Source organism: Bradyrhizobium sp. ma5, from assembly GCF_042258955.1.
Classification (GTDB): Bacteria; Pseudomonadota; Alphaproteobacteria; order Rhizobiales; family Xanthobacteraceae; genus Bradyrhizobium.
Map to the genome: position 1 here is coordinate 790,777 of NZ_CP170156.1, position 19,074 is coordinate 809,850.

Genomic DNA, 19,074 nt, shown 5'->3' on the forward strand with positions numbered 1-19,074 from the left:
AAACCACAACACGGCGTCGTCCCGGCGAAAGCCGGGACCCATAACCACGATGGGTGTTGTTAGAAAGCCGTCTGGTCGCTTGCCGATTGCGTCGGCCGCGGCGTATGGGTCCCGGCTTTCGCCGGGACGACGCGGTGGATGTATCCGGGCTACGAGCCACAAAAAAATCCCCGCTTTCGCGGGGATTTGTTTTTGCAGTCCAGGCAGTTTCCCGAGTGCTTACTTGATCTGTGGCTTCGCCGACGGCCGGCGGCGATCGCCGGCCGGCTGATAGGCGACGCGCGAGTGGTGCGCGCAATAGGGCAGGCCGCCGAGCGCCTTGCCGCCGCAGAAGAAGAATTCCGGGCTCGAGGGATCGCCGACCGGCCAATGGCATGTGGCCTCGTTGAGCTCGAGCAGCGACAGCCGCTGGCTCATCGGCACCACGTTGTCGAAGGAGATCGGATCCGGCTCCATCTCGACCTCGAAGGCATGCGCAAGGGCGGTGTTGCCGCGCGAGACCGGGCGCGCCACCCGCATCATGTGCTGGGCGGGGCGGGCCTTGCGCTGCCGCGGCGCAGCCGTGGAGGGAGCCTTGGCGCGGCCGGAGAGTCCGAGCCGATGCACTTTGCCGATCACGGCGTTTCGCGTCACATTGCCAAGTTCCGCCGCGATCTGGCTGGCCGAGAGGCCGGATTCCCAGAGCTTCTTCAGCTGCTCGACGCGATCGTCGGACCATGTCAATACAGTCATCACATTCTTCCTTTCGCATGGCGCCGGCCACTCATCGGAGCGGCGCTGCGAGCCAATCTGGACAAATATCCCTGCGGCCAGAATCCCTTAGCCCTCGCCGGGCACGGTGTTGCGCCCGAACGTTTACGCGAGAACGAAGGCTACTTAGAGGGTCCAGTACTGCCGCACGAGATGTCGTACCCGACAGGCCAAACGCTACAATATGGCGTGACTCTGGCGCAAGAGTCCGCGGCCGTGCGTCCACATGTTCCCACAAAGTTAAGCATTGCTATGAGGCTTTTCCACCGCACCGGAATGCTCCGGATTGCGCTGGTTTCGCATTGCAGGAAGGCCGGCAAAGGCCGGCTCCTGGCGATTGACACTGACCGGCCGCCGCATAGAATGACCCACACGTGCCGCCCGCAAAGGCGGCCGTTTTGTTTTCCGAAGCTGGCGGTTGCTGCGTTGGCGTCAAGGCGCGCAGCAATTGACGGCTTTAAAACGGCAGTGAACGCCATGACCAACGCCTCGTCGCATCTGCTCCCCGTCTTCGCCCGGGTCGATCTCGGCTTCGAGCGCGGCGAGGGCGCCTGGCTGATCGCAACCAACGGCGACCGCTATCTCGATTTCACCTCGGGTGTCGCGGTGAACGCGCTCGGACATGCGCATCCGCATCTGGTCAAGGCGCTGCAGGAGCAGGCGACCAAGCTCTGGCACATGTCGAACCTGTTCAAGAGCCCGGACGGCGAGGTGCTGGCCGCGCGGCTGTGCGAGCAGAGCTTTGCCGACTTGGTGTTCTTCTGCAATTCCGGCGCGGAAGCGATGGAGGGCGTGATCAAGCTGGTCCGCCACTATCACTTCTCCAAGGGCCATCCCGAGCGCTACCGCATCATCACCTTCGAAGGCGCCTTCCACGGCCGCACGCTGGGCACGCTGGCTGCGACCGGCTCGGCGAAATATCTCGAAGGCTTCGGCCCGCCGATGGACGGCTTCGACCAGGTGCCGCACGGCGACATCGAGGCGGTGAAGAAGGCGATCGGTCCCCACACCGCCGGCATCCTGATCGAGCCGGTGCAGGGCGAGGGCGGCGTGCGCTCGGCGCCGCAGGCGTTCTTCAAGGCGCTGCGCGCGCTGTGCGACGAGCACGGCCTGCTGCTCGCCTTCGACGAGGTGCAGACCGGCATGGGCCGCACCGGCGAGCTGTTCGCCTACAAGCGCACCGGTGTCACGCCGGACGTGATGTCGCTGGCCAAGGCGCTCGGCGGCGGTTTCCCGATCGGCGCGGTGCTGGCGACCGCGCAGGCTGCGGCCGGCATGGCGCCGGGCTCGCACGGCTCGACCTTCGGCGGCAATCCGCTCGCGGTCGCCGCCGCCAATGCCGTGCTTGACGTCATGCTCAAGCCCGGCTTCTTCGAGCACGTGCAGAAGATGTCGCTGCTGCTCAAACAGAAGCTCGCGTCCGCGGTCGACCGCTATCCCGGCGTGCTGTCGGAGGTGCGCGGCGAGGGCCTGTTGATCGGCGTCAAGGCGGTGGTGCCGTCGGGCGATCTGATCGCCGCGCTGCGCAATGAGAAGCTGCTCACCGTCGGCGCCGGCGACAATGTCGTGCGCTTCCTCGCGCCCCTGATCGTCACCGAGGCCGAGATCGACCAGTCGATCGCCTCGCTCGAGCGCGCCTGCGCGACACTATCGGCAGCACAGCCGAAGAAGGCGGCCGGATAATGAGCAAGCCGGTCCGTCACTTCCTCGATATCAACGAGCTGCCGCTCGGCGAGCTGCGCAACATGCTCACTGCCGGAGCCGCCATGAAGGCGAAGCTGAAGGCGCATGAGAAGGGCAGGAAGCCGCTCGAAGGCAAGACGCTGGCGATGATCTTCGAGCGTCCGTCGACCCGCACAAGGGTGTCGTTCGACGTCGGCATGCGCCAGCTCGGCGGTGAATCCATCATGCTGACCGGCGCCGAGATGCAGCTCGGCCGCGGCGAGACCATCGCCGACACCGCGCGCGTGCTGTCGCGCTATGTCGATGCGATCATGATCCGTATCCTCAACCATGACGCGCTGCTCGAGCTCGCCGCTCACGCCACCGTGCCCGTCATCAACGGCCTGACCCGGCGTTCGCATCCCTGCCAGGTGATGGCCGACCTCATGACCTATGAGGAAAATCGCGGCTCGATCGAGGGCAAGACGGTGGCCTGGACCGGCGACGACAACAACGTGCTGGCCTCCTGGGTGCACGCCGCCGAGCGCTTCAAGTTCAACCTCAACATCGCGACGCCGCCCGAGCTTTCGCCGAAGAAGCCGATGCGGGACTGGATCAAGGCCACCGGCGCGCCGATCATGCTCGGCACCGATCCGGAAGCCGCCGTGCGCGGCGCCGACTGCGTCGTCACCGACACCTGGGTGTCGATGGGCGACAAGGAGGGCGAGCACCGCCACAACGTGCTGAAGCCCTATCAGGTCAATGCCAAGCTGATGTCGCTGGCCAAGCCGGACGCGTTGTTCATGCACTGCCTGCCCGCGCATCGCGGCGAGGAGGTCACCGACGAGGTGATCGACGGGCCGCAATCCGTGGTGTTCGACGAGGCGGAAAACCGCCTGCATGCGCAGAAGGGCATTCTGGCCTGGTGTTTTAACGAAGTCGCATAAGCGTAGGTCGCTAAGGCGTTGTCGTCCCGGCGAAGGCCGGGACCCAGACGCCGCGGCCCGTGAAAGAGGCACAAGGGGAGACGCCTTGTGTCGCGACAAAATCCGGTGGTTATGGGTCCCGGCCTTCGCCGGGACGACGATCTCTCGTTGAGTGAACCCCTTTATTTCATGGTCCGAGACCCCAGATAGAGCGCCATGGTTTCACAATCCCCTGACATCAAAATCGAGCCCGAGACGCCCATTCGCGCGCCCTCGGCGGTTCCTGTCGACGATGCCGTGCTGGCCTTCGAGGTCGGTGCGCTGGACCTGCGCGGCCGGCTAACCCGGCTCGGCCCCGCGCTCGACGAGATCCTGCACAAGCACGATTATCCGCCCGCGGTCGGCAAGCTGCTGGGTGAGGCCATCGTGCTGACCACGCTGCTCGGCTCGTCGGTCAAGTTCGAGGGCCGCTTCATTCTGCAGACCCGGACCGAGGGTCCGGTCTCGCTCCTGATCGTCGATTTCCAGGCGCCCGATCGGCTGCGTGCCTATGCGCGCTACGATGTGGCGCGCCTCAAGGACGGGCAGAGCTCGGGTGAGCTGCTCGGCAAGGGCCACCTTGCGATGACCATCGATCAGGGCTCGAACACCAGCCGCTACCAGGGACTGGTCGCGCTCGACGGTGGCGGCCTGGAAGAGGCGGCCCACGAATATTTCCTGCGCTCCGAGCAGATTCCGACGCGGGTGCGGCTCGCGGTCGGCGAGGAGATGCGCGGCGGCGAAGGCGGCAAGCTGCACTGGCGCGCCGGCGGCATCCTGCTGCAATTCCTGCCCAAGGCACCCGAACGCGCCAAGCAGGCCGATCTGCATCCCGGCGATGCGCCGGAGGGCACGGCCACGCACAGCGTGCCGGATGACGATGCGTGGGTCGAGGGACAGTCGTTGATCTCAACTGTCGAAGACGTCGAACTGATCGATCCCGATCTCTCCGGCGAGCGGCTGTTGTACCGCCTGTTCCACGAGCGCGGCGTGCGCGTCTTCAACCCGCAACCGCTGCGCGCGCAGTGCTCCTGCTCGCGCGATGCGGTGTCGTCGATGCTGAAGAGCTTTGCGCCGAACGATCGCGCCGAGATGGTCAAGGACGGCAAGGTCGTCGTCACCTGCGAGTTCTGCTCGTCGGTGTATGAATTCACGCCGCAGGAAGCCGGCGTCGAGTAGGCGGAAAGCCGACCACGAGGCCCGGCAACCAGGCCTGTCAGCTCAGCAAGGTGCGGGTCTGGCTGGCGGCGTCATAGATTTCGATCTGAAGCATCGGATAAGCCGCCTTCAGTTGTCGGCCAGAGGTTTCAGCAGCCTCGGCGCTGTCGAACTCCGACTTGAACTGCTTGTCGACAATGATCACGAAACCTTCGGTAGGAGGCCGGTCGGCGCGCAGCGGCTTCTTCAACTCGGGTTCGTCAATGGAGAGCAGGGATTTCTTCGTCATGGGAATTCCTCCTGGATCGATCTCAACTCAGCCGGTGAAACGCGGGCGGCAGGATCTCGCGCACGAGCCCGCTCAGATTCAAGGCCTCCCCGCTGTCGGTGATGTCCGAGAACAGTACCTCGACATAGGGATGCTGACGGTTGAACGCCGCACCGCGTTGGTATTTCGCACCGACGATCCGCTCGATCGCCGCTAGGTTCAGCCTGCCGAGCGCGTTGTATTGATCGCGGAACAGGCTCTGATGTCCGCCGCGGTGCTCGACGGACTCGGCCCAGACGTCCATCACCTTGCGGCCGATGAATGCTTCGACCCGTTCATTTCCATCACGGGCGAGAAGCCGCAGCCCGTCCATGCTGTGGTGTCCGTCATCGACGCAAAATTGAGTGAGTGACATGGCGAATCTCCTGTTGTCGTAGTTGGCTCACATCGGCAGTCCATCGGGGACTGCACCTCCTTCATTGTCCCATCGGGACAAAGCCGCGGCGCCCGATCTCGCATCCTGACGCGCCTGCAGAACCTTGTCGCGACCGGCATCATCCTTGTGTTTGTGCAGGAAGCGCGCGATCTGCCCGCGGAGCGCCGACGTCTCCAACAGTTTTCCGACTGATCCAGCGGTGTCGAAGATTTCCCGCTGCAGCGCCTTCGGCAGGACGTTCCATTGCATGATGATGGCCGCGCCGAGACACCGCAGAACGTACTCCTCTTCGGCGGCAAGGGCGGCGCCGCGAGAGCGGTCCTGCTCAGCAACGTTTATTGCGTTGTCGAAATTGTCCGCCAGTCCTTGCTCGTTATCCGCGAGCGAAGCGAGGCGGTCTTGCTGCTCTTGAAACTTGCGGCTTTCGCCCTGACTGCTCGAACGCTTGATCAGTTCGCCGTATGCGGCTGCCTTGGCGCGGTACTGCTGAGACTTGAACATGGCGGGCCCTTTCCTTGGAGGTCTCCGCGCATTCCGACCCATCCCGATGGCTGACGAGGATTGATTTGTATATGGGAGGCAAAGGGTCGAATAACGAGCACCAAGACCACAAATCGCCGGGCACAAGCAAATCGGATGGCGCGCGAATATCTGTACCGCGACAACGTTCACCGCGGTCGCCTGTTCCTGAAGCGCAGTTGAAAGCAATGTCGAAGCCATCGCTTGGCGAGAGGCGACCGGAGGCCATGCCTCAGTGGCATCGGAAAAATGGCGGCCTCAGTCGGCTCCGTACTGGGGCCGCTTCTCCTCAAGATCGGCAGTTAGCTCGGCGTTCGCAGGCCGGGAGATGTCAGCCAATCATTGATGTGCGAGGCGGTTTCGACCAGCCGCGCCTTGCGAAGCATCGCGTCGCGCTGAAGGCCGGACGGGAATGGCTTCGCAGCATCCCCTATCCTCACGGCCTCCAACGCCGGAAGATCATGCGGCGGCGGTTCAGGCTGGCTGTGTTGAGCAATCGGCACATAGCTCTCCTGGTCGCTGGCGGGAGCTTGCAGCACTCTCAATCACTGGTGTTGGCCAGAGGCGGAGCAGTGGTAACCGCAGTAGATACCCCTTACGTCCGGTAGTCGACTCAATTCGCAATCGAGGGCGATATCCGACATTGGCGCGAGTTCGGGACGTCGGCTGTGCGCTTCACGAAGTAAGAGAAGCCAATGGTACGTCGAATATGTACACGAAACCGGTCGGCTCATAGCTTAGCCGCACGTCGCCGCGCAGCTGCCTGCCGAGCGTTTCGATCAACCGTGTTCCGAAACTGCGCCGTTCCGGAGGGTGGACTGCCGGACCGTTCTTCTCGCTCCATATCAGATGCAAGCACTGTGTTGGTTGATCCAGCGTCCAACTGATGTCGATCCGCGCCTGTGGGACGGACAGGGCGCCGAACTTCGTGGTGTTCGTGCAGAGCTCGTTGAGCGTCATTGCGATGGCGACGACGGCGCCCGACGTCATGCGAATTCCCGGTCCTGAAATCGAGAATTTCGGCTCATCCGGATTGTTGAAGGCTTCGGTGGCGCCGCGGACGACCGTGCCGAGATCCGCGCTGCTCCATCTTGCCTGCAAAAGGAGATCGTGCGCCCGCCCGAGCGCCAGCAACCGGCCCGCGATGGCGTGCTGGGCATGTTCGACCCCTTCCAGGTTGCTCAGGCTCTGGGAGACAATGGCACCGACGGTTGCGATCGTGTTCTTGATGCGGTGGTGCAGCTCCTCGAGGATCACCCTCTGCAGCTTGTCGGCCGCTTCGCGCTCCCTGGCGTCTATGCCGGCCGCGGTCAGCAAGCTCTTCGCATCGATCGCGGCCTGCGCGAGCAGAAGCCGAAGGCTGACATTCTCTTCCACCAGGACGTCTTGCTGCGGTGCCAAGCTGCTTGCAGCATGCGGGTCTGTGCGGAGGTCGGCTGGGGACATCATCGACCGTATCATCATAAGCTGGCTCTTCGGCGAATGTTTTCCGCGCAATCGGGCGAATCTGGTCGTATCCAGCGCGAAAAACGCGAACGATTGCCCCGATACGTGCCGAGTGGGCTTGTCATCCGATCGCGGAGTAGCCACCTGATCAGCAGCGCAACTGTATTGTTACAGCATCCCCTTTGCGGAAGCGCGAAGCCTTAGCTGCCAAATCTTGTAGCCGATCGACCGAACGTCACGTCGCTTCAATGTGCGCGTCACGGATCACGACAAGCTGTGGCAACAACCTGATAGGCCTTACCCATGATTGAATTTCCAAACCACAGTCGTTCATACGACCAAACGCGGCGCGCCGTTCGGTTTTGGGGATATGACAGTGCTATTGAGGCATCGTTCTTCGTCACCGAAGGCGCATTGAAGCGACTTCAATCGGATGCCTACCTCGACGAGCCAGGCCTTCTGCACGCCTTCGATGCCAACCGCGATCGGATATGTGCCGCTGCGGCCAGGGTCTATGTCCGCGGAAGCAGGGGGTCTTACGATCTGGTCGCCGCGAATTTCTGAAATCGGCGGCTTCGATTTGAGTACAATCGTGCCGGGTTCGCCGGTCAGGCCGATCGGAAATCATGGAATTGCTTCCATTTCTCAGAAGTTTCGTGCCCTGCATTCAGCCGGTACGACTGCGCGGCGGCACCGACGGCACGGCTAATTCAGCACCCTCTTCCCGTCCGGGCTCGGGCTGTCCAGCGAGAAGGTCGGCACGTCGATGTCGAAGCGCTCGCCGGCTTCGGTGACCATCTGGTAGCTGCCGGTCATGAAGCCGGAGGCGGTCGGCAGCGGCACGCCGGAGGTGTATTCGAAGCGCTCGCCGGGCGCGAGCACCGGCTGCTCGCCGACCACGCCCTCGCCACGCACCTCCTGGCGGCGGCCGGTGGCGTCGGTGATGATCCAGTGCCGCGTCCGCAGCTGCACCGTTTCCGGGCCCGAATTGACGATCACGATCTTGTACGACCAGAAATATTCGCGCCGGTCGATCGACGAGCGCTCGGGCATGAAGTTCGGCTCGACGGTGACTTCGATCTGGCGGGTAACGGCACGGTACATACGGCTCAATCCGATGATCTCGGCGCAAAATCCGCTTTCGGACGGATCACGCGCAAACAGGCGCCCATCATAGCCAATTGGTCAGCCGGAACCAATCGCCGGGCAGGCCGTGAAAAGCCGGTCCCGGAGGCCGCCTGTTCATCGTGGTTTCAACATAGTTCCGCTCTAAAGCGCGGCCGCATGTCGCCGCACTCTGTGCTTTGTCGGCAAGTTGTGGACCGATATTATCTTTTCAGCTGGGCATGCGGGGCGTCCGCGGCCGACACGGTGCTTGATGAGCTCGATTGCCGATCCCATAGCCGGTTCGCCGGCGGCCGACGCCAAAGCCGAGGCAAAGGCTGATGCCGAGGTGAAGGCGAAAGCTGCGGCCCCCGCGATCACGCTGCCGGTGACCGGCGAGCGCGAGCTCAGGCTCGATCTGTTCCGCGGGCTCGCGCTGTGGCTGATCTTCATCGATCACCTGCCGACCAATCTTCTGACCTGGCTCACGATCCGCAACTACGGCTTCTCCGACGCCACCGAGATCTTCATCTTCATCTCCGGCTACACCGCGGCCTTCGTCTATGGCCGCGCGATGCTGGAGGGCGGCTTCGTGATCGCGACCGCGCGCATCCTGCGCCGGGTCTGGCAGATCTATGTCGCGCATGTCTTCCTGTTCACGATCTTCCTCGCCGAGATCTCCTATGTCGCCACCTCGTTCGAGAACCCGCTCTACACCGAAGAAATGGGGATCATGGACTTCCTCAAGCAGCCCGACGTCACCATCGTGCAGGCGCTGCTGCTGCGCTTCCGCCCCGTGAACATGGACGTGCTGCCGCTCTATATCGTGCTGATGCTGTTCCTGCCGCTGATCCTGTGGCTGATGAAGTGGAAGCCCGATGTCACGCTCGGCCTGTCGGTCCTGCTCTACGCGCTGACCTGGCAGTTCGATCTTTATCTGTCGGCCTATCCGAACGGCTTCTGGGCGTTCAACCCGTTCGCCTGGCAATTGCTGTTCGTGTTCGGCGCCTGGTGCGCGCTCGGCGGCGCGCGGCGGATGTCGCGCATCCTGTCGTCGAACATCACGATGTGGATCTGCATCGCCTATCTCGTCGCCGCGTTCTTCGTGACGCTGACCTGGTACGTGCCGCAGCTCGGCCACATCATGCCGAAGGTGATCGAGCAATGGATGTATCCGATCAACAAGACCGACCTGGACGTGTTGCGGTTCGCGCATTTCCTGGCGCTCGCAGCCCTCACCGTGCGCTTCCTGCCGCGGGACTGGCCTGGCCTGAAATCGCCCTGGCTGCGACCTTTGATCCTGTGTGGCCAGCATTCGCTTGAGATATTCTGCCTCGGGGTCTTCCTCGCCTTCGCCGGTCACTTCGTGCTTGCCGAAGTGTCTGGTGGTGCCGCACTGCACGCCTTGATCAGCGTCTTCGGCATCCTCATCATGTGCGGCATGGCGTGGATTATTTCGTGGTACAAGCACTCCGCCGACAAAGGCGCCTCGAAAAAAGGCGCCGCCGGCAACGCCGATCTGGCGGGAGGGGGAGCATGAAGTCCGCGCGGACGATGCTGGGCCTGATGTTGCTGGCCGCCTGTTTGGCGGCCGGGCCCGCGCGCGCCGGCGACGCCGCCGAGCCGGCTCCGCCGTGCGATGTGCCGGCCTATCTGCTGGCAAGCGAGAGTTCGCTGCCGAAGGTCACCGACGCGGTGAAGGCCAACAAGCCGCTCAACGTGCTGGTGGTGGGCAGCCGCTCCTCGACCATCCCCGGCAACGAGGCGAGCGCCTATCCGGCCACGCTGCAGGCGGCGCTGAAGGAGGCATTTCCGGCAGCGACCATCGATTTATCCGTAGAATTACAGGCAAAGAGCACCGCCGAGGAGACCGCGGGAACCCTTGTTAAGCTTGTCGAAGCAAAAAAGCCTACTTTGGTTATCTGGCAGACCGGGACGGTCGATGCTATGCGAGCAGTCGATCCTGACGATTTCCGCACCGCCATCAACGACGGCGTTGTTGCGTTGCGGGGCGCCGGGACCGACGTGGTGCTGGTCAATCTGCAATACAGCCCGCGTACGGAAACGATGATCTCTGCGCCGCCATATCTCGACAATATCAAGGTGGTGGCGCAGCAGCACGACGTTCCGCTGTTCGACCGGTTCGCGATTATGAAGCAGTGGAGCGACGCCGGATATTTTGACCTGTTCAGCACCTCGCACGGTGTCGATCTGGCCAAGAAGGTTCATGCCTGTCTCGGCCGCGCACTGGCGAAATTCGTGATCGATGCGGCCCATCTGGGCCCGGTGCAGCAGAATTAGAGGAAGCCGAGTTGATGCGTTTTGCCTTCCCTTTTCGCCCTATCTCAGGGCGGAGTCTGTGCGCCGTTGCGGCGCTCGTGCTGCTCGCACCGCTCTCAATCGTGCCGTTGTGCGCGCAGACCGGCCAGGCTGACCAGCATGCGGCGCTGTCGCCGGGAGCAAAGACTGAAGCCGCCAGGGGCGATGCTGTGAAGCCCGCCGCGATCGAAGCCGATGCGGCCAATCCGCAACCGGGCGTCGCCGCGAAGGCGTTCGACAAGGTGAAGCAGGTCGCGAAATCCGCCAGCGACATCTTCCACCGCGTGCCTTGTCACCAGCCCACCGGCGTGCCGAACTCGACCGGCTCGCTGCCGCATGTCGCGGCCAAGCTCGCCGCCGGCAAGCCGGTCGTCATCATCGCGTTCGGCTCGTCGTCGACCCAGGGCTATGGTTCGTCGGCGCCGGAATTCACCTATCCGAGCCGGCTCGCCGCGCAGCTGCGCCGGCAGTATCCGTCCGCCGACATCAGCGTGCTCAATCGCGGCAAGGGCGGCGAGGATGCACCCGAGATGATGAAGCGGCTGCAGACCGAAGTGCTCGACGTGCGTCCCGACATGGTGATCTGGCAGGTCGGCACCAACGCGGTGCTGCGCAACCTCGATCCGACCGAGACCGCCAAGCAGGTCGAGGACGGCGTGGCGCGGCTGCAGGCGTCCGGCGCGGATGTCGTGCTGGTCGATCCGCAATATTCGCCGCGCGTCACCGAGCGCCCCGAGAGCGCGCGCGGCATGGTGAAGCTGCTCGGCCGCATCGCTGCGCTGCGCCATGTCGGCATCTTCCCGCGCTTCGAGGTGATGCGCGACTGGCACGAGAAACAGGCGATTCCGATCGACGATTTCGTCATCGCCGACGGCCTGCACATGAACGACTGGGGCTACGCCTGCTTCGCCCAGTTGCTCGGCGACGACATCATCCGCTCGGTCGGCGCGATCAAGATCGGCGTCAACGTCCCCGGCGACGTCAGGACCTACCGGCCGATGTGATCGGGTCTAATCTGTCTCCGTCACCCTGAGGAGGCCGCGTAGCGGCCGTCTCGAAGGGGCGACGGCCCAACTGAGGCCGTGCATCCTTCGAGACGCGCTTCGCGCTCCTCCAGCGACAAAGGCGAAGCCTTTGCGCGGGGATGACGGGTCTGATTCCGTCGCGGGCTTTTGCCTCGACCATCCCGCCACACGCACCAGCAATCTTGACCTCGCCGCGGTAATCCGCTCCCTTGGCGCCTGTTACGACGCCTAAAGGGAAACGCTCATGTCTTTCGTGCTGGCCATCGATCAGGGCACCACATCGTCGCGCGCCATGGTGTTTCGCAGCGACATCTCCATCGCCGCGGTCGCGCAGCAGGAGTTTCCGCAACATTTCCCGGCCTCCGGCTGGGTCGAGCACGAGCCGGAAGACATCTGGACCTCGACCGTGATGGTGTGCCGCGAGGCGCTGGAGAAGGCCGGCCTCAAAGCCAAGGACATCGCTGCGATCGGCATCACCAACCAGCGCGAGACCACCGTGGTGTGGGACCGTGCCACCGGCCAGGCCGTGCATCGCGCGATCGTCTGGCAGGACCGCCGCACCGCCGACATCTGCGCCAAACTCAAGGCAGAGGGCCATGAGCCGGCGATCTCGGCCAAAACGGGATTGATCATTGACCCCTATTTCTCGGGGACCAAAGTCGCCTGGATCCTCGATCACGTGCCGGGCGCGCGCGAACGCGCCGAGCGCGGCGAGCTGCTGTTCGGCACCGTCGACTGCTATCTGCTGTGGCGGCTCACCGGTGGCCGGGTGCACGCCACCGACGCCACCAACGCCTCGCGCACGCTGCTGTTCAACATCCACACCGGCGCGTGGGACGACGACCTCATCGATCTCTTGCGCGTGCCGCGCTCGATGCTCCCCGAGGTGAAGGATTCCTCCGCCCGGTTCGGCGAGAGCACCGCGGATCTGTTCGGCGGCCCGATCGCGATCTCCGGCATCGCCGGCGACCAGCAAGCCGCGACCATCGGCCAGGCCTGCTTCGAGCCCGGCATGATGAAGTCGACCTACGGCACCGGCTGCTTCGCACTACTCAACACCGGCACCACGCCGGTCGCCTCGAAGAACAAGCTGCTCACCACGATCGCCTATCAGCTCAATGGCCAGCGCACCTACGCGCTCGAGGGCTCGATCTTCGTCGCCGGCAGCGCGGTGCAGTGGCTGCGCGACGGGCTCGGCATCATCAAGCACGCCGCCGAGACCGGGCCGCTTGCCGACAAATCCGACTCGATGCAGAGCGTTTACCTCGTGCCGGCCTTTGTCGGCATGGGCGCGCCGTATTGGAATCCACGGGTCCGCGGCGCGCTGATCGGGCTGACCCGCAACACCGGCCCGGCCGAGATCGCGCATGCGACCCTGGAGAGCGTCTGCTACCAGACCTTCGATCTGTGGGCCGCGATGCGCACCGACTGGCCGGAGGCTAATGCCGCCAACACCGTGCTGCGCGTCGACGGTGGCATGACCGCATCCGACTGGACCATGCAGCGGCTCGCCGATCTGCTCAACGCGCCGGTCGATCGCCCGATGATCCAGGAGACCACGGCGTTAGGGGCGGCCTATCTCGCCGGCCTCGAGGCCGGCGTTTATCCGGAGCCTGCGAAATTCGCTGACAATTGGCGGCTCGAACACCGCTTCAGGCCGGCGATGAGCGAAGCCACGCGCGACCGCAAGCTCGCCGGCTGGGCCCGCGCGGTGAAGGGCGTGCTGGCGAGCGACGAGGGGGAGTAGTGAATTCGCGCGGCAGCCTCGCTGCACCTCTCCCGCTTGCGGGGGAGGTCGCATTGCATCGCAGATGCAATGCGGGTGGGGCCTCTCTCCACGCAATGGCTAGTCCTATCGCGGCGACACCCCCACCCCAACCCTCCCCCGCAAGCGGGAGAGGGGGCGCAGTGCTGCTGCGGCTGAAGACGTCTCATAACCAATAACAACCATCAGGAGAAACAACATGAACACGGATTTCAACCGCGTCGCGAAACTAGTCACCGCCGCGATCTGCACCGCTTGGCTCGCCGCGCCTGCCACCGCGCGCGAGAAAGCGAGCCCGCTTGTGGCGGCGCGCGAGGTCAAGACCGACGTCGCCGGGCTGACGTCGCCGGGCCAGATCCTGGTCGACGTCTGGGGCATCCCGCACATCTATGCCGGCAACGAGCACGACCTGTTCTTCCTGCAGGGCTTCAACGCCGCGCGCGACCGGCTCTGGCAGATCGATCTCTGGCGCAAGCGCGGGCTCGGTCTCTTGGCGAAGGATTTCGGCCCCGCCTATGTCGAGCAGGACAAGGCGCTGCGTCAGTTCCTCTATCGCGGCGACATGAATGCGGAATGGGCCGCCTATGGTCCGAAAGCGAAAACCTATGCGGAGGCTTTCGTCGCAGGCGTCAACGCCTATGTCGCGGATGTCAAAGCGGGCAAGCGGCCGCTGCCGATCGAGTTCAGGATCGCGGGCACGATGCCGGACCTGTGGTCGGCGGAGGATGTGGTGCGGGTCCGCAGCCATGGCCTCACGCGCAACGTCGCCTCCGAAGTGAAGCGGGCGCTGGTCGCCTGCGCCGCCGGCCTCGATGCCGATCGCTTCCGCGTCAAGCTCGAACCCACCTGGGCCACCAAGATCCCCGATGGGCTCGACCCGTGCAGCGTGCCGAAGGGCGTGCTCGCGGCCTACGACCTCGCCACGCGCCCGGTGAAGTTCGCCGCGCCGAAGGACCAAAAGGCCGCGCTGGCGCATGATCCCGACACATACTTGGCCGAGGCCGACCAGCAGCGCGACACCATCGGCTCCAACAATTGGGTGATCGCGGCATCGCGCACCGCGACGGGACGGCCGATCCTCGCCAACGATCCGCATCGCGAGCACTCGGTGCCGTCGCTGCGCTACATCGTCGGCCTCAATGCGCCGGGCATCTCCGTGATCGGCGCCGGCGAGCCGGCATTGCCGGGCATCTCGATCGGCCACAACGACACCATCGCGTTTGGCCTCACCATCTTCAACGTCGACCAGGAAGACCTCTACGTCTACGAGCTCAACCCTGACAATCCGAACCAGTACCGCTACGGCACCGGCTGGGAGGATATGCGCATCGTGCACGAGAAGGAGGCGGTGAAGGGCGAAGCCGACCGCGACCTCGAGCTGAAGTTCACCCGCCACGGCCCGGTGATCTTCGTCGACACCGACAAGAAGCACGCGTTCGCCGTGCGCTCGATCTGGTTCGAGCCGGGCACCTCGGCCTATTTCGGCTCGTCCGACTACATGACCGCGAAGAGCTGGACCGGCTTCCTCGGCGCGATGCGGCGCTGGGGCGCGCCGTCGGAGAACCAGGTCTATGCCGACACTAGCGGCAATATCGGCTGGGTTGCCGCCGGCAGGACGCCACGCCGCACCACCTTCGACGGCCTGATGCCGGTGCCCGGCGATGGCCGCTACGAGTGGCAGGGTTTTCTGTCGCTCGACGAGCTGCCGAAGCAGTACCAGCCGAAGCAGGGCTTCATCGCCACCGCCAACCAGATGAACCTGCCGGCGGATTATCCGGTCAACGAACGCCGGGTTGGCTTCGAATGGTCCGACAGCGCGCGCTGGCAGCGCATTGTCGAGGTACTGCAGGCCAACAGCAAGGTGACGCTGGCGGATGCGATGGCGTTGCAGAACGACGACACCGGCATGCTCGCGCGGCGCCTCGTCGCGCTGCTGAAGCCGCTGTCATCAGACGATGCAAATGTGAAGAAGGGTCTCGATCTGTTGAAGGCGTGGGACGCGCGCGACACTGAGGACAGTGCGGCAGCCGCCGTCTACGAGGTCTGGATCGCAAACCATCTCGGCCCGGTGCTGCTCAAGACCACGGCGCCGAAGGCGGCCGAACTGATCGCGCCCGAAGCCTCCAGCATCTCCGCCATCGTCGATTATCTCGAAAAGCCCGACGCCGCGCTCGGCAGCAATCCCACCGGCGGACGTGACCGCGTGCTGCGCGACAGCCTCGGCGAGGCGGTTGCCGACGTCGCCGGCAAGCTCGGGGGCGATGCGTCGACCTGGCGCTGGGGCCGCCTGCATGTCGCCAAGTTCGATCACGCGCTGATGCCGCTCGCCGACAAGGCGACCGCGGCGCAGATGTCGGTCGGCCCGCTCGCCTATGGCGGCGCCGCCAACGTGCCGCGCGCCGCCACCTATCGCCGCTCCGACTATCATCTCACCGCGGGTGCTTCGTTCCGCATGGTGCTCGACGTCGGCAACTGGGATGCGAGCCGCACCATCAACACGCCCGGCCAATCCGGCGATCCCTTCAGCGGCCACTACCGCGACCTCGCCCCGCTCTGGGCCACCGGCCAATATGTCCCGCTGCTCTACAGCCGCCCGGCCGTGGAAGCCGCAACCGCCGAGGCGATCTCGCTGACGCCACGGTGAGGGGGAGGCGTGCCACAAACTCCACTGTCGTCCCGGGCAAGCGAAGCGCGACCCGGGACCCATAGCCACGAACGCAGATTGCTTTGCCGTGCTGGGGCCACAGCGCGCTTCAGCAACGCAACCTTGTGGTTATGGGTCCCTGCTCCCGTGCGCAATTGCGCACTAGGCGGGGACGACACCGAATGTTTGGCGGCGCCGTGAAAGTGGCGACGCCGAGGCGATCATGCTGACGCCTACGTGAGGCCGCGCCCAAACTCCGCCGTCGTCAGCGGATCTGCATCGGCTTGATGCAGGTCTCCACGATCAAGGCGCAAATGAACGTCGACACTGCACCTGCGCCTGCGCCGTAGAGGGAGAACTGCAACGCAAAAAGCTGGACTTGACCACCGTCGAGAAAGAACAAGACCAGCAAGTATGCAAGGAAATAGACCAGCGCTCCCAGCAGCGTCGCGACGAGAAATCGGAGGCCGACGGATCTCCGGTCGTCGTAACTCTTCAAATAGACAAGGGCGGCGATAAGCGCCGGGACAATTCCGATGGCGTAGCAAGTCAGCAATCCATAGACGCTGAAAACCATTCCCAGAGACGCGTCGATCTTTTCATGCCACGGGTCTTGGTTGCCGAGAGCCGTTGCCAGGAAGAACAATGGCGTCGATATCGGCGGACCAAGGACGAGAAATACCGCGGCTACCTTGCCGAAAGAGTGTTGGCGTGGGGAGGATCGGGCGAGGCTTCGATCCGATTCAACTTTCGACAAGCGCGCCTCCGTCCGCAGATTGCCATTCGCTCTTGAGACTAACGGCTTCTGGCTTAACGGAGTCGTATAATCATTGGTTGATAGCTGCCTTTCTTTGGTGCGTGCTGCTCTTGTCGGGATCGGAAGCAGCCGGAAGCCGCAACCGCAGAGGCGATCACGCTGACGCCAAGGTGAAGGGGCGAATACGTCTCACTGGCAGAGCCACAAACTCCGCTGTCGTCCCGGCGAACATGTGGCCGTCGCCTCGCTCTACTTCGCATCCTTCTCCTGCACTTCCAGCATCGCGCGCAGCGTGTCGTCGCTGAGCTTGCCGTTCGGTGACGGCGTGCGTCGCTCGACCGTCTCGACCGGACGCGCATGCTGCGGAAGCACCGGAGCGCTGCGCACCGCTGCGCCGTCCTCGATGTCCGCGGCCTCATCAGCAGCGCTCGCGCCATAAGCGTAGCCGATGCCGCGCCGGCGCCGCGTGGGCTTCGGCTTCGGTGGCGGCGGCGTATAGATGATCGGCGGCAGCGTGTGATGGCGCGACACGGTCGTTGCTCGGGTGGCCTTGCGACATGGAGCGCCTGATTCGCCAAAGCACCGACTGACAAATCGGTAACATTGTTACGCCGCGTTGCATTGCATCTGCCGCGACATGCGGATATTTCCCGCCGATCGAATGGAAACAAAGGTCGCGCGATGCTGCTGCCTGACGGCTACTCCGACATCCCCCACGGCAAGATCGCCGCTGTCGTCACGCATCTGGAAATGACCGAGCGTCCGCCGCGGCGCGACGATCCGCCGGGCGCGTGGCGCCTGCGCAAGGTCGAGCCGCCGGCGCTCGACTGGTACCGCGATCTCTACCGCCGCGTCGGCGAGCAATGGCTGTGGTTCACCCGCACGGGGCTCGATGACGCCGATCTCGGCGGGCGGATTCATGCGCCCGGCGTCGAGCTCTACGGGCTGGTCGTCGACGGCGGAGATGAAGGCCTGCTCGAACTCGACTTCGGCGTATCAGGCGAATGCGAGCTGCTCTATTTCGGCGTCACCGCAAAGTTCATCGGCACCGGCGCCGCGCGCTTCCTGATGAACCGCGCGCTCGAGATCGCCTGGTCGCGCGACGTCAGTCGCGTCTGGGTGCACACCTGCACCTTCGATCATCCCTCCGCGATCGCGTTCTACCAGCGCTCCGGCTTCCGTGCGTTCAAGCGGCAGATCGAGGTGGCCGACGATCCCAGGCTCGACGGCAAACTGCCGCGCGATGCGGCGCGGCATGTGCCGGTGATTGGATAGTCAGACCGGATCATGATCCGGTTGCAACGCAGCGCCGGCCATCTAGGATGGTGCAAAGCGCAACCTCTGACCCGGCTTGGCCGCCCGACCTTCGAAAGCCCTGCTTTCGCGGGCTATGGCCTGCCGCGGCATGACCGACGAGATGACGGATGTTTTTGATCGGCCAGTACGACTCGCCCTTTGTCCGCCGCACGGCGATCGCGCTGCGGCTCTATGGATTGCCGTTCGAGCACAAGCCGTGGTCGACCTTCGGCGATGCGGAGAAGGTTGCGGCCTACAATCCGGTGCGGCGGGTGCCGACGCTGGTGCTCGATGATGGCGAGGCGCTGATCGAGAGCGGTGCGATCCTGGATTATCTCGACGAGCTGGTCGGGCCGGAGCAGGCGATGATTGCACGCTCGGGGCCCGAGCGGCGCAGGCATCTGGGCATCACGGCGCTGGCGACCGGGCTTGCCGACAAGGCGGTGAGCCTTGTCTATGAGCGCGTGCTGCGCAAGGAGCAGTTGAAGCTGTGGGTCGAGCGCTGCGAGGCGCAGATTGCGGGCGTGCTCGCGGTGCTGGAAAAGGAGCGCGCGGCGGTGCCGTCGCCGTACTGGCTGGGCGATCGCATCGGTCATGCCGATATCGCGGTGGCTTGCGCGTTGCGCTTCACCGGCGAGGCACATCCGCATCTGTTCGATGCGCGCTATCCGGCGCTGCAGGCCCACGCCGCGCGCTGCGAGGCGCTGCCGCCGTTTCAGGAGATCGTGCAGCCGCTGGCGCCGCCGAGCGGCTAAGGACGAATACTGGATCACCCGCGAAAGCGCACGCGGGTGATGACACCGCGCTTGCTCAGGATCGTGCAACACACTCAACGTCGTCCTGGCGCAAGCCAGGACCCATTACCCCGACTGCTTGTTGCTGCGCGACGTTGGGGCCACCATCGCGTTCATCACCGCTTGCGGTGGTTATGGGCCCTGGCTTTCGCCAGGACGACGGTTG

Annotated in this window: 19 protein-coding genes; 11 read left to right on the forward strand and 8 right to left on the reverse strand. The window is 64.4% G+C overall.

From position 1 onward, the window contains the following. Positions 1-219: 219 nt before the first annotated feature. A complete protein-coding gene (locus tag ACE103_RS03625) occupies positions 220-732 on the reverse strand; it encodes a GcrA family cell cycle regulator (RefSeq protein WP_223974427.1) in 513 nt (170 codons plus the stop codon). Between the two features lie 495 nt (positions 733-1,227). Between ACE103_RS03625 and ACE103_RS03630 the strand changes: the two genes are divergently transcribed. The 3 genes from ACE103_RS03630 to ACE103_RS03640 all read left to right on the forward strand — a co-directional run bounded on the left by ACE103_RS03630 (position 1,228) and on the right by ACE103_RS03640 (position 4,556). Then, positions 1,228-2,433 (forward strand): aspartate aminotransferase family protein, encoded by a 1,206-nt coding sequence (locus tag ACE103_RS03630; protein WP_223974425.1) that lies wholly within the window; start codon positions 1,228-1,230, stop codon positions 2,431-2,433. After that, a complete protein-coding gene (gene argF, locus ACE103_RS03635) occupies positions 2,433-3,359 on the forward strand; it encodes an ornithine carbamoyltransferase (protein WP_375778364.1) in 927 nt (308 codons plus the stop codon). The genes ACE103_RS03630 and argF overlap by 1 nt, the downstream gene beginning before the upstream one ends. A 195-nt stretch (positions 3,360-3,554) precedes the next feature. Beyond that, positions 3,555-4,556 (forward strand): Hsp33 family molecular chaperone, encoded by a 1,002-nt coding sequence (locus ACE103_RS03640; protein WP_375778365.1) that lies wholly within the window; start codon positions 3,555-3,557, stop codon positions 4,554-4,556. A 37-nt stretch (positions 4,557-4,593) separates the two neighbouring features. On the opposite strand, the gene ACE103_RS03645 is transcribed toward ACE103_RS03640, so the two are convergent. The 4 genes from ACE103_RS03645 to ACE103_RS03660 form a co-directional block, all read right to left on the reverse strand. Beyond that, complete coding sequence (locus tag ACE103_RS03645; protein ID WP_223974419.1) at positions 4,594-4,824, reverse strand: hypothetical protein; 231 nt, start codon at positions 4,822-4,824, stop codon at positions 4,594-4,596. Positions 4,825-4,846: 22 nt separating this feature from the next. Then, on the reverse strand, positions 4,847-5,218 hold the full coding sequence (locus ACE103_RS03650) for a signal transduction histidine kinase (RefSeq protein ID WP_375778366.1): 372 nt from the start codon (positions 5,216-5,218) through the stop codon (positions 4,847-4,849). 27 nt (positions 5,219-5,245) lie between these two features. Continuing rightward, the gene (locus ACE103_RS03655; RefSeq protein WP_223974415.1) at positions 5,246-5,740 is read right to left on the reverse strand and encodes a hypothetical protein; all 495 of its coding nucleotides are present in this window, start codon (positions 5,738-5,740) and stop codon (positions 5,246-5,248) included. Between the two features lie 693 nt (positions 5,741-6,433). Beyond that, positions 6,434-7,204 (reverse strand): sensor histidine kinase, encoded by a 771-nt coding sequence (locus tag ACE103_RS03660; RefSeq protein WP_375780999.1) that lies wholly within the window; start codon positions 7,202-7,204, stop codon positions 6,434-6,436. A gap of 303 nt (positions 7,205-7,507) precedes the next feature. On the opposite strand from ACE103_RS03660, the gene ACE103_RS03665 reads away from it, so the two are divergent. Continuing rightward, positions 7,508-7,768, forward strand: a complete 261-nt coding sequence (locus ACE103_RS03665) for a DUF1488 domain-containing protein (protein WP_092123059.1) — start codon at positions 7,508-7,510, stop codon at positions 7,766-7,768. 141 nt (positions 7,769-7,909) lie between these two features. Here the strand turns inward: ACE103_RS03665 and apaG are convergent, their stop codons facing one another. Next, a complete protein-coding gene (apaG, locus tag ACE103_RS03670) occupies positions 7,910-8,308 on the reverse strand; it encodes a Co2+/Mg2+ efflux protein ApaG (RefSeq protein WP_092123063.1) in 399 nt (132 codons plus the stop codon). Between the two features lie 274 nt (positions 8,309-8,582). Between apaG and ACE103_RS03675 the strand changes: the two genes are divergently transcribed. The 5 genes from ACE103_RS03675 to ACE103_RS03695 all read left to right on the forward strand — a co-directional run bounded on the left by ACE103_RS03675 (position 8,583) and on the right by ACE103_RS03695 (position 16,061). Then, complete coding sequence (locus ACE103_RS03675; RefSeq protein WP_223974411.1) at positions 8,583-9,848, forward strand: OpgC domain-containing protein; 1,266 nt, start codon at positions 8,583-8,585, stop codon at positions 9,846-9,848. Beyond that, a complete protein-coding gene (locus tag ACE103_RS03680; RefSeq protein WP_375778367.1) occupies positions 9,845-10,609 on the forward strand; it encodes an SGNH/GDSL hydrolase family protein in 765 nt (254 codons plus the stop codon). Before ACE103_RS03675 ends, ACE103_RS03680 begins: the two co-directional genes overlap by 4 nt. Positions 10,610-10,623: 14 nt before the next feature. After that, entirely contained in the window at positions 10,624-11,631 is a 1,008-nt protein-coding gene (locus tag ACE103_RS03685) for an SGNH/GDSL hydrolase family protein (RefSeq protein WP_375778368.1), read from the forward strand. A gap of 265 nt (positions 11,632-11,896) precedes the next feature. Further along, on the forward strand, positions 11,897-13,399 hold the full coding sequence (gene glpK, locus ACE103_RS03690; protein WP_223974405.1) for a glycerol kinase GlpK: 1,503 nt from the start codon (positions 11,897-11,899) through the stop codon (positions 13,397-13,399). Between the two features lie 217 nt (positions 13,400-13,616). Beyond that, the gene (locus ACE103_RS03695; protein WP_375778369.1) at positions 13,617-16,061 is read left to right on the forward strand and encodes a penicillin acylase family protein; all 2,445 of its coding nucleotides are present in this window, start codon (positions 13,617-13,619) and stop codon (positions 16,059-16,061) included. A gap of 265 nt (positions 16,062-16,326) precedes the next feature. Here ACE103_RS03695 and ACE103_RS03700 read toward each other — a convergent pair whose 3' ends face one another. Together ACE103_RS03700 and ACE103_RS03705 are read right to left on the reverse strand one after the other, a co-directional pair. Further along, positions 16,327-16,818 carry a hypothetical protein gene (locus ACE103_RS03700; protein WP_375778370.1) on the reverse strand — a complete coding sequence of 164 codons (492 nt, stop codon included), beginning with the start codon at positions 16,816-16,818 and terminating at the stop codon, positions 16,327-16,329. Between the two features lie 249 nt (positions 16,819-17,067). Then, positions 17,068-17,349 (reverse strand): hypothetical protein, encoded by a 282-nt coding sequence (locus tag ACE103_RS03705; RefSeq protein ID WP_375778371.1) that lies wholly within the window; start codon positions 17,347-17,349, stop codon positions 17,068-17,070. Positions 17,350-17,499: 150 nt separating this feature from the next. On the opposite strand from ACE103_RS03705, the gene ACE103_RS03710 reads away from it, so the two are divergent. Continuing rightward, the gene (locus tag ACE103_RS03710; protein ID WP_375778372.1) at positions 17,500-18,093 is read left to right on the forward strand and encodes a GNAT family N-acetyltransferase; all 594 of its coding nucleotides are present in this window, start codon (positions 17,500-17,502) and stop codon (positions 18,091-18,093) included. A gap of 149 nt (positions 18,094-18,242) precedes the next feature. Beyond that, the gene (locus tag ACE103_RS03715) at positions 18,243-18,869 is read left to right on the forward strand and encodes a glutathione S-transferase family protein (protein WP_375778373.1); all 627 of its coding nucleotides are present in this window, start codon (positions 18,243-18,245) and stop codon (positions 18,867-18,869) included. Positions 18,870-19,074 lie beyond the last annotated feature (205 nt).

What these genes read in the sequence shown, in the direction of transcription:
- ACE103_RS03625 (WP_223974427.1), bottom strand. Translation starts at nt 732, where the DNA reads ATGACTGTATTGACATGGTCCGACGATCGCGTCGAGCAGCTGAAGAAG.
- ACE103_RS03630 (WP_223974425.1), top strand. Translation starts at nt 1,228, where the DNA reads ATGACCAACGCCTCGTCGCATCTGCTCCCCGTCTTCGCCCGGGTCGAT.
- argF (WP_375778364.1), top strand. Translation starts at nt 2,433, where the DNA reads ATGAGCAAGCCGGTCCGTCACTTCCTCGATATCAACGAGCTGCCGCTC.
- ACE103_RS03640 (WP_375778365.1), top strand. Translation starts at nt 3,555, where the DNA reads ATGGTTTCACAATCCCCTGACATCAAAATCGAGCCCGAGACGCCCATT.
- ACE103_RS03645 (WP_223974419.1), bottom strand. Translation starts at nt 4,824, where the DNA reads ATGACGAAGAAATCCCTGCTCTCCATTGACGAACCCGAGTTGAAGAAG.
- ACE103_RS03650 (WP_375778366.1), bottom strand. Translation starts at nt 5,218, where the DNA reads ATGTCACTCACTCAATTTTGCGTCGATGACGGACACCACAGCATGGAC.
- ACE103_RS03655 (WP_223974415.1), bottom strand. Translation starts at nt 5,740, where the DNA reads ATGTTCAAGTCTCAGCAGTACCGCGCCAAGGCAGCCGCATACGGCGAA.
- ACE103_RS03660 (WP_375780999.1), bottom strand. Translation starts at nt 7,204, where the DNA reads ATGTCCCCAGCCGACCTCCGCACAGACCCGCATGCTGCAAGCAGCTTG.
- ACE103_RS03665 (WP_092123059.1), top strand. Translation starts at nt 7,508, where the DNA reads ATGATTGAATTTCCAAACCACAGTCGTTCATACGACCAAACGCGGCGC.
- apaG (WP_092123063.1), bottom strand. Translation starts at nt 8,308, where the DNA reads ATGTACCGTGCCGTTACCCGCCAGATCGAAGTCACCGTCGAGCCGAAC.
- ACE103_RS03675 (WP_223974411.1), top strand. Translation starts at nt 8,583, where the DNA reads ATGAGCTCGATTGCCGATCCCATAGCCGGTTCGCCGGCGGCCGACGCC.
- ACE103_RS03680 (WP_375778367.1), top strand. Translation starts at nt 9,845, where the DNA reads ATGAAGTCCGCGCGGACGATGCTGGGCCTGATGTTGCTGGCCGCCTGT.
- ACE103_RS03685 (WP_375778368.1), top strand. Translation starts at nt 10,624, where the DNA reads ATGCGTTTTGCCTTCCCTTTTCGCCCTATCTCAGGGCGGAGTCTGTGC.
- glpK (WP_223974405.1), top strand. Translation starts at nt 11,897, where the DNA reads ATGTCTTTCGTGCTGGCCATCGATCAGGGCACCACATCGTCGCGCGCC.
- ACE103_RS03695 (WP_375778369.1), top strand. Translation starts at nt 13,617, where the DNA reads ATGAACACGGATTTCAACCGCGTCGCGAAACTAGTCACCGCCGCGATC.
- ACE103_RS03710 (WP_375778372.1), top strand. Translation starts at nt 17,500, where the DNA reads ATGCTGCTGCCTGACGGCTACTCCGACATCCCCCACGGCAAGATCGCC.
- ACE103_RS03715 (WP_375778373.1), top strand. Translation starts at nt 18,243, where the DNA reads ATGTTTTTGATCGGCCAGTACGACTCGCCCTTTGTCCGCCGCACGGCG.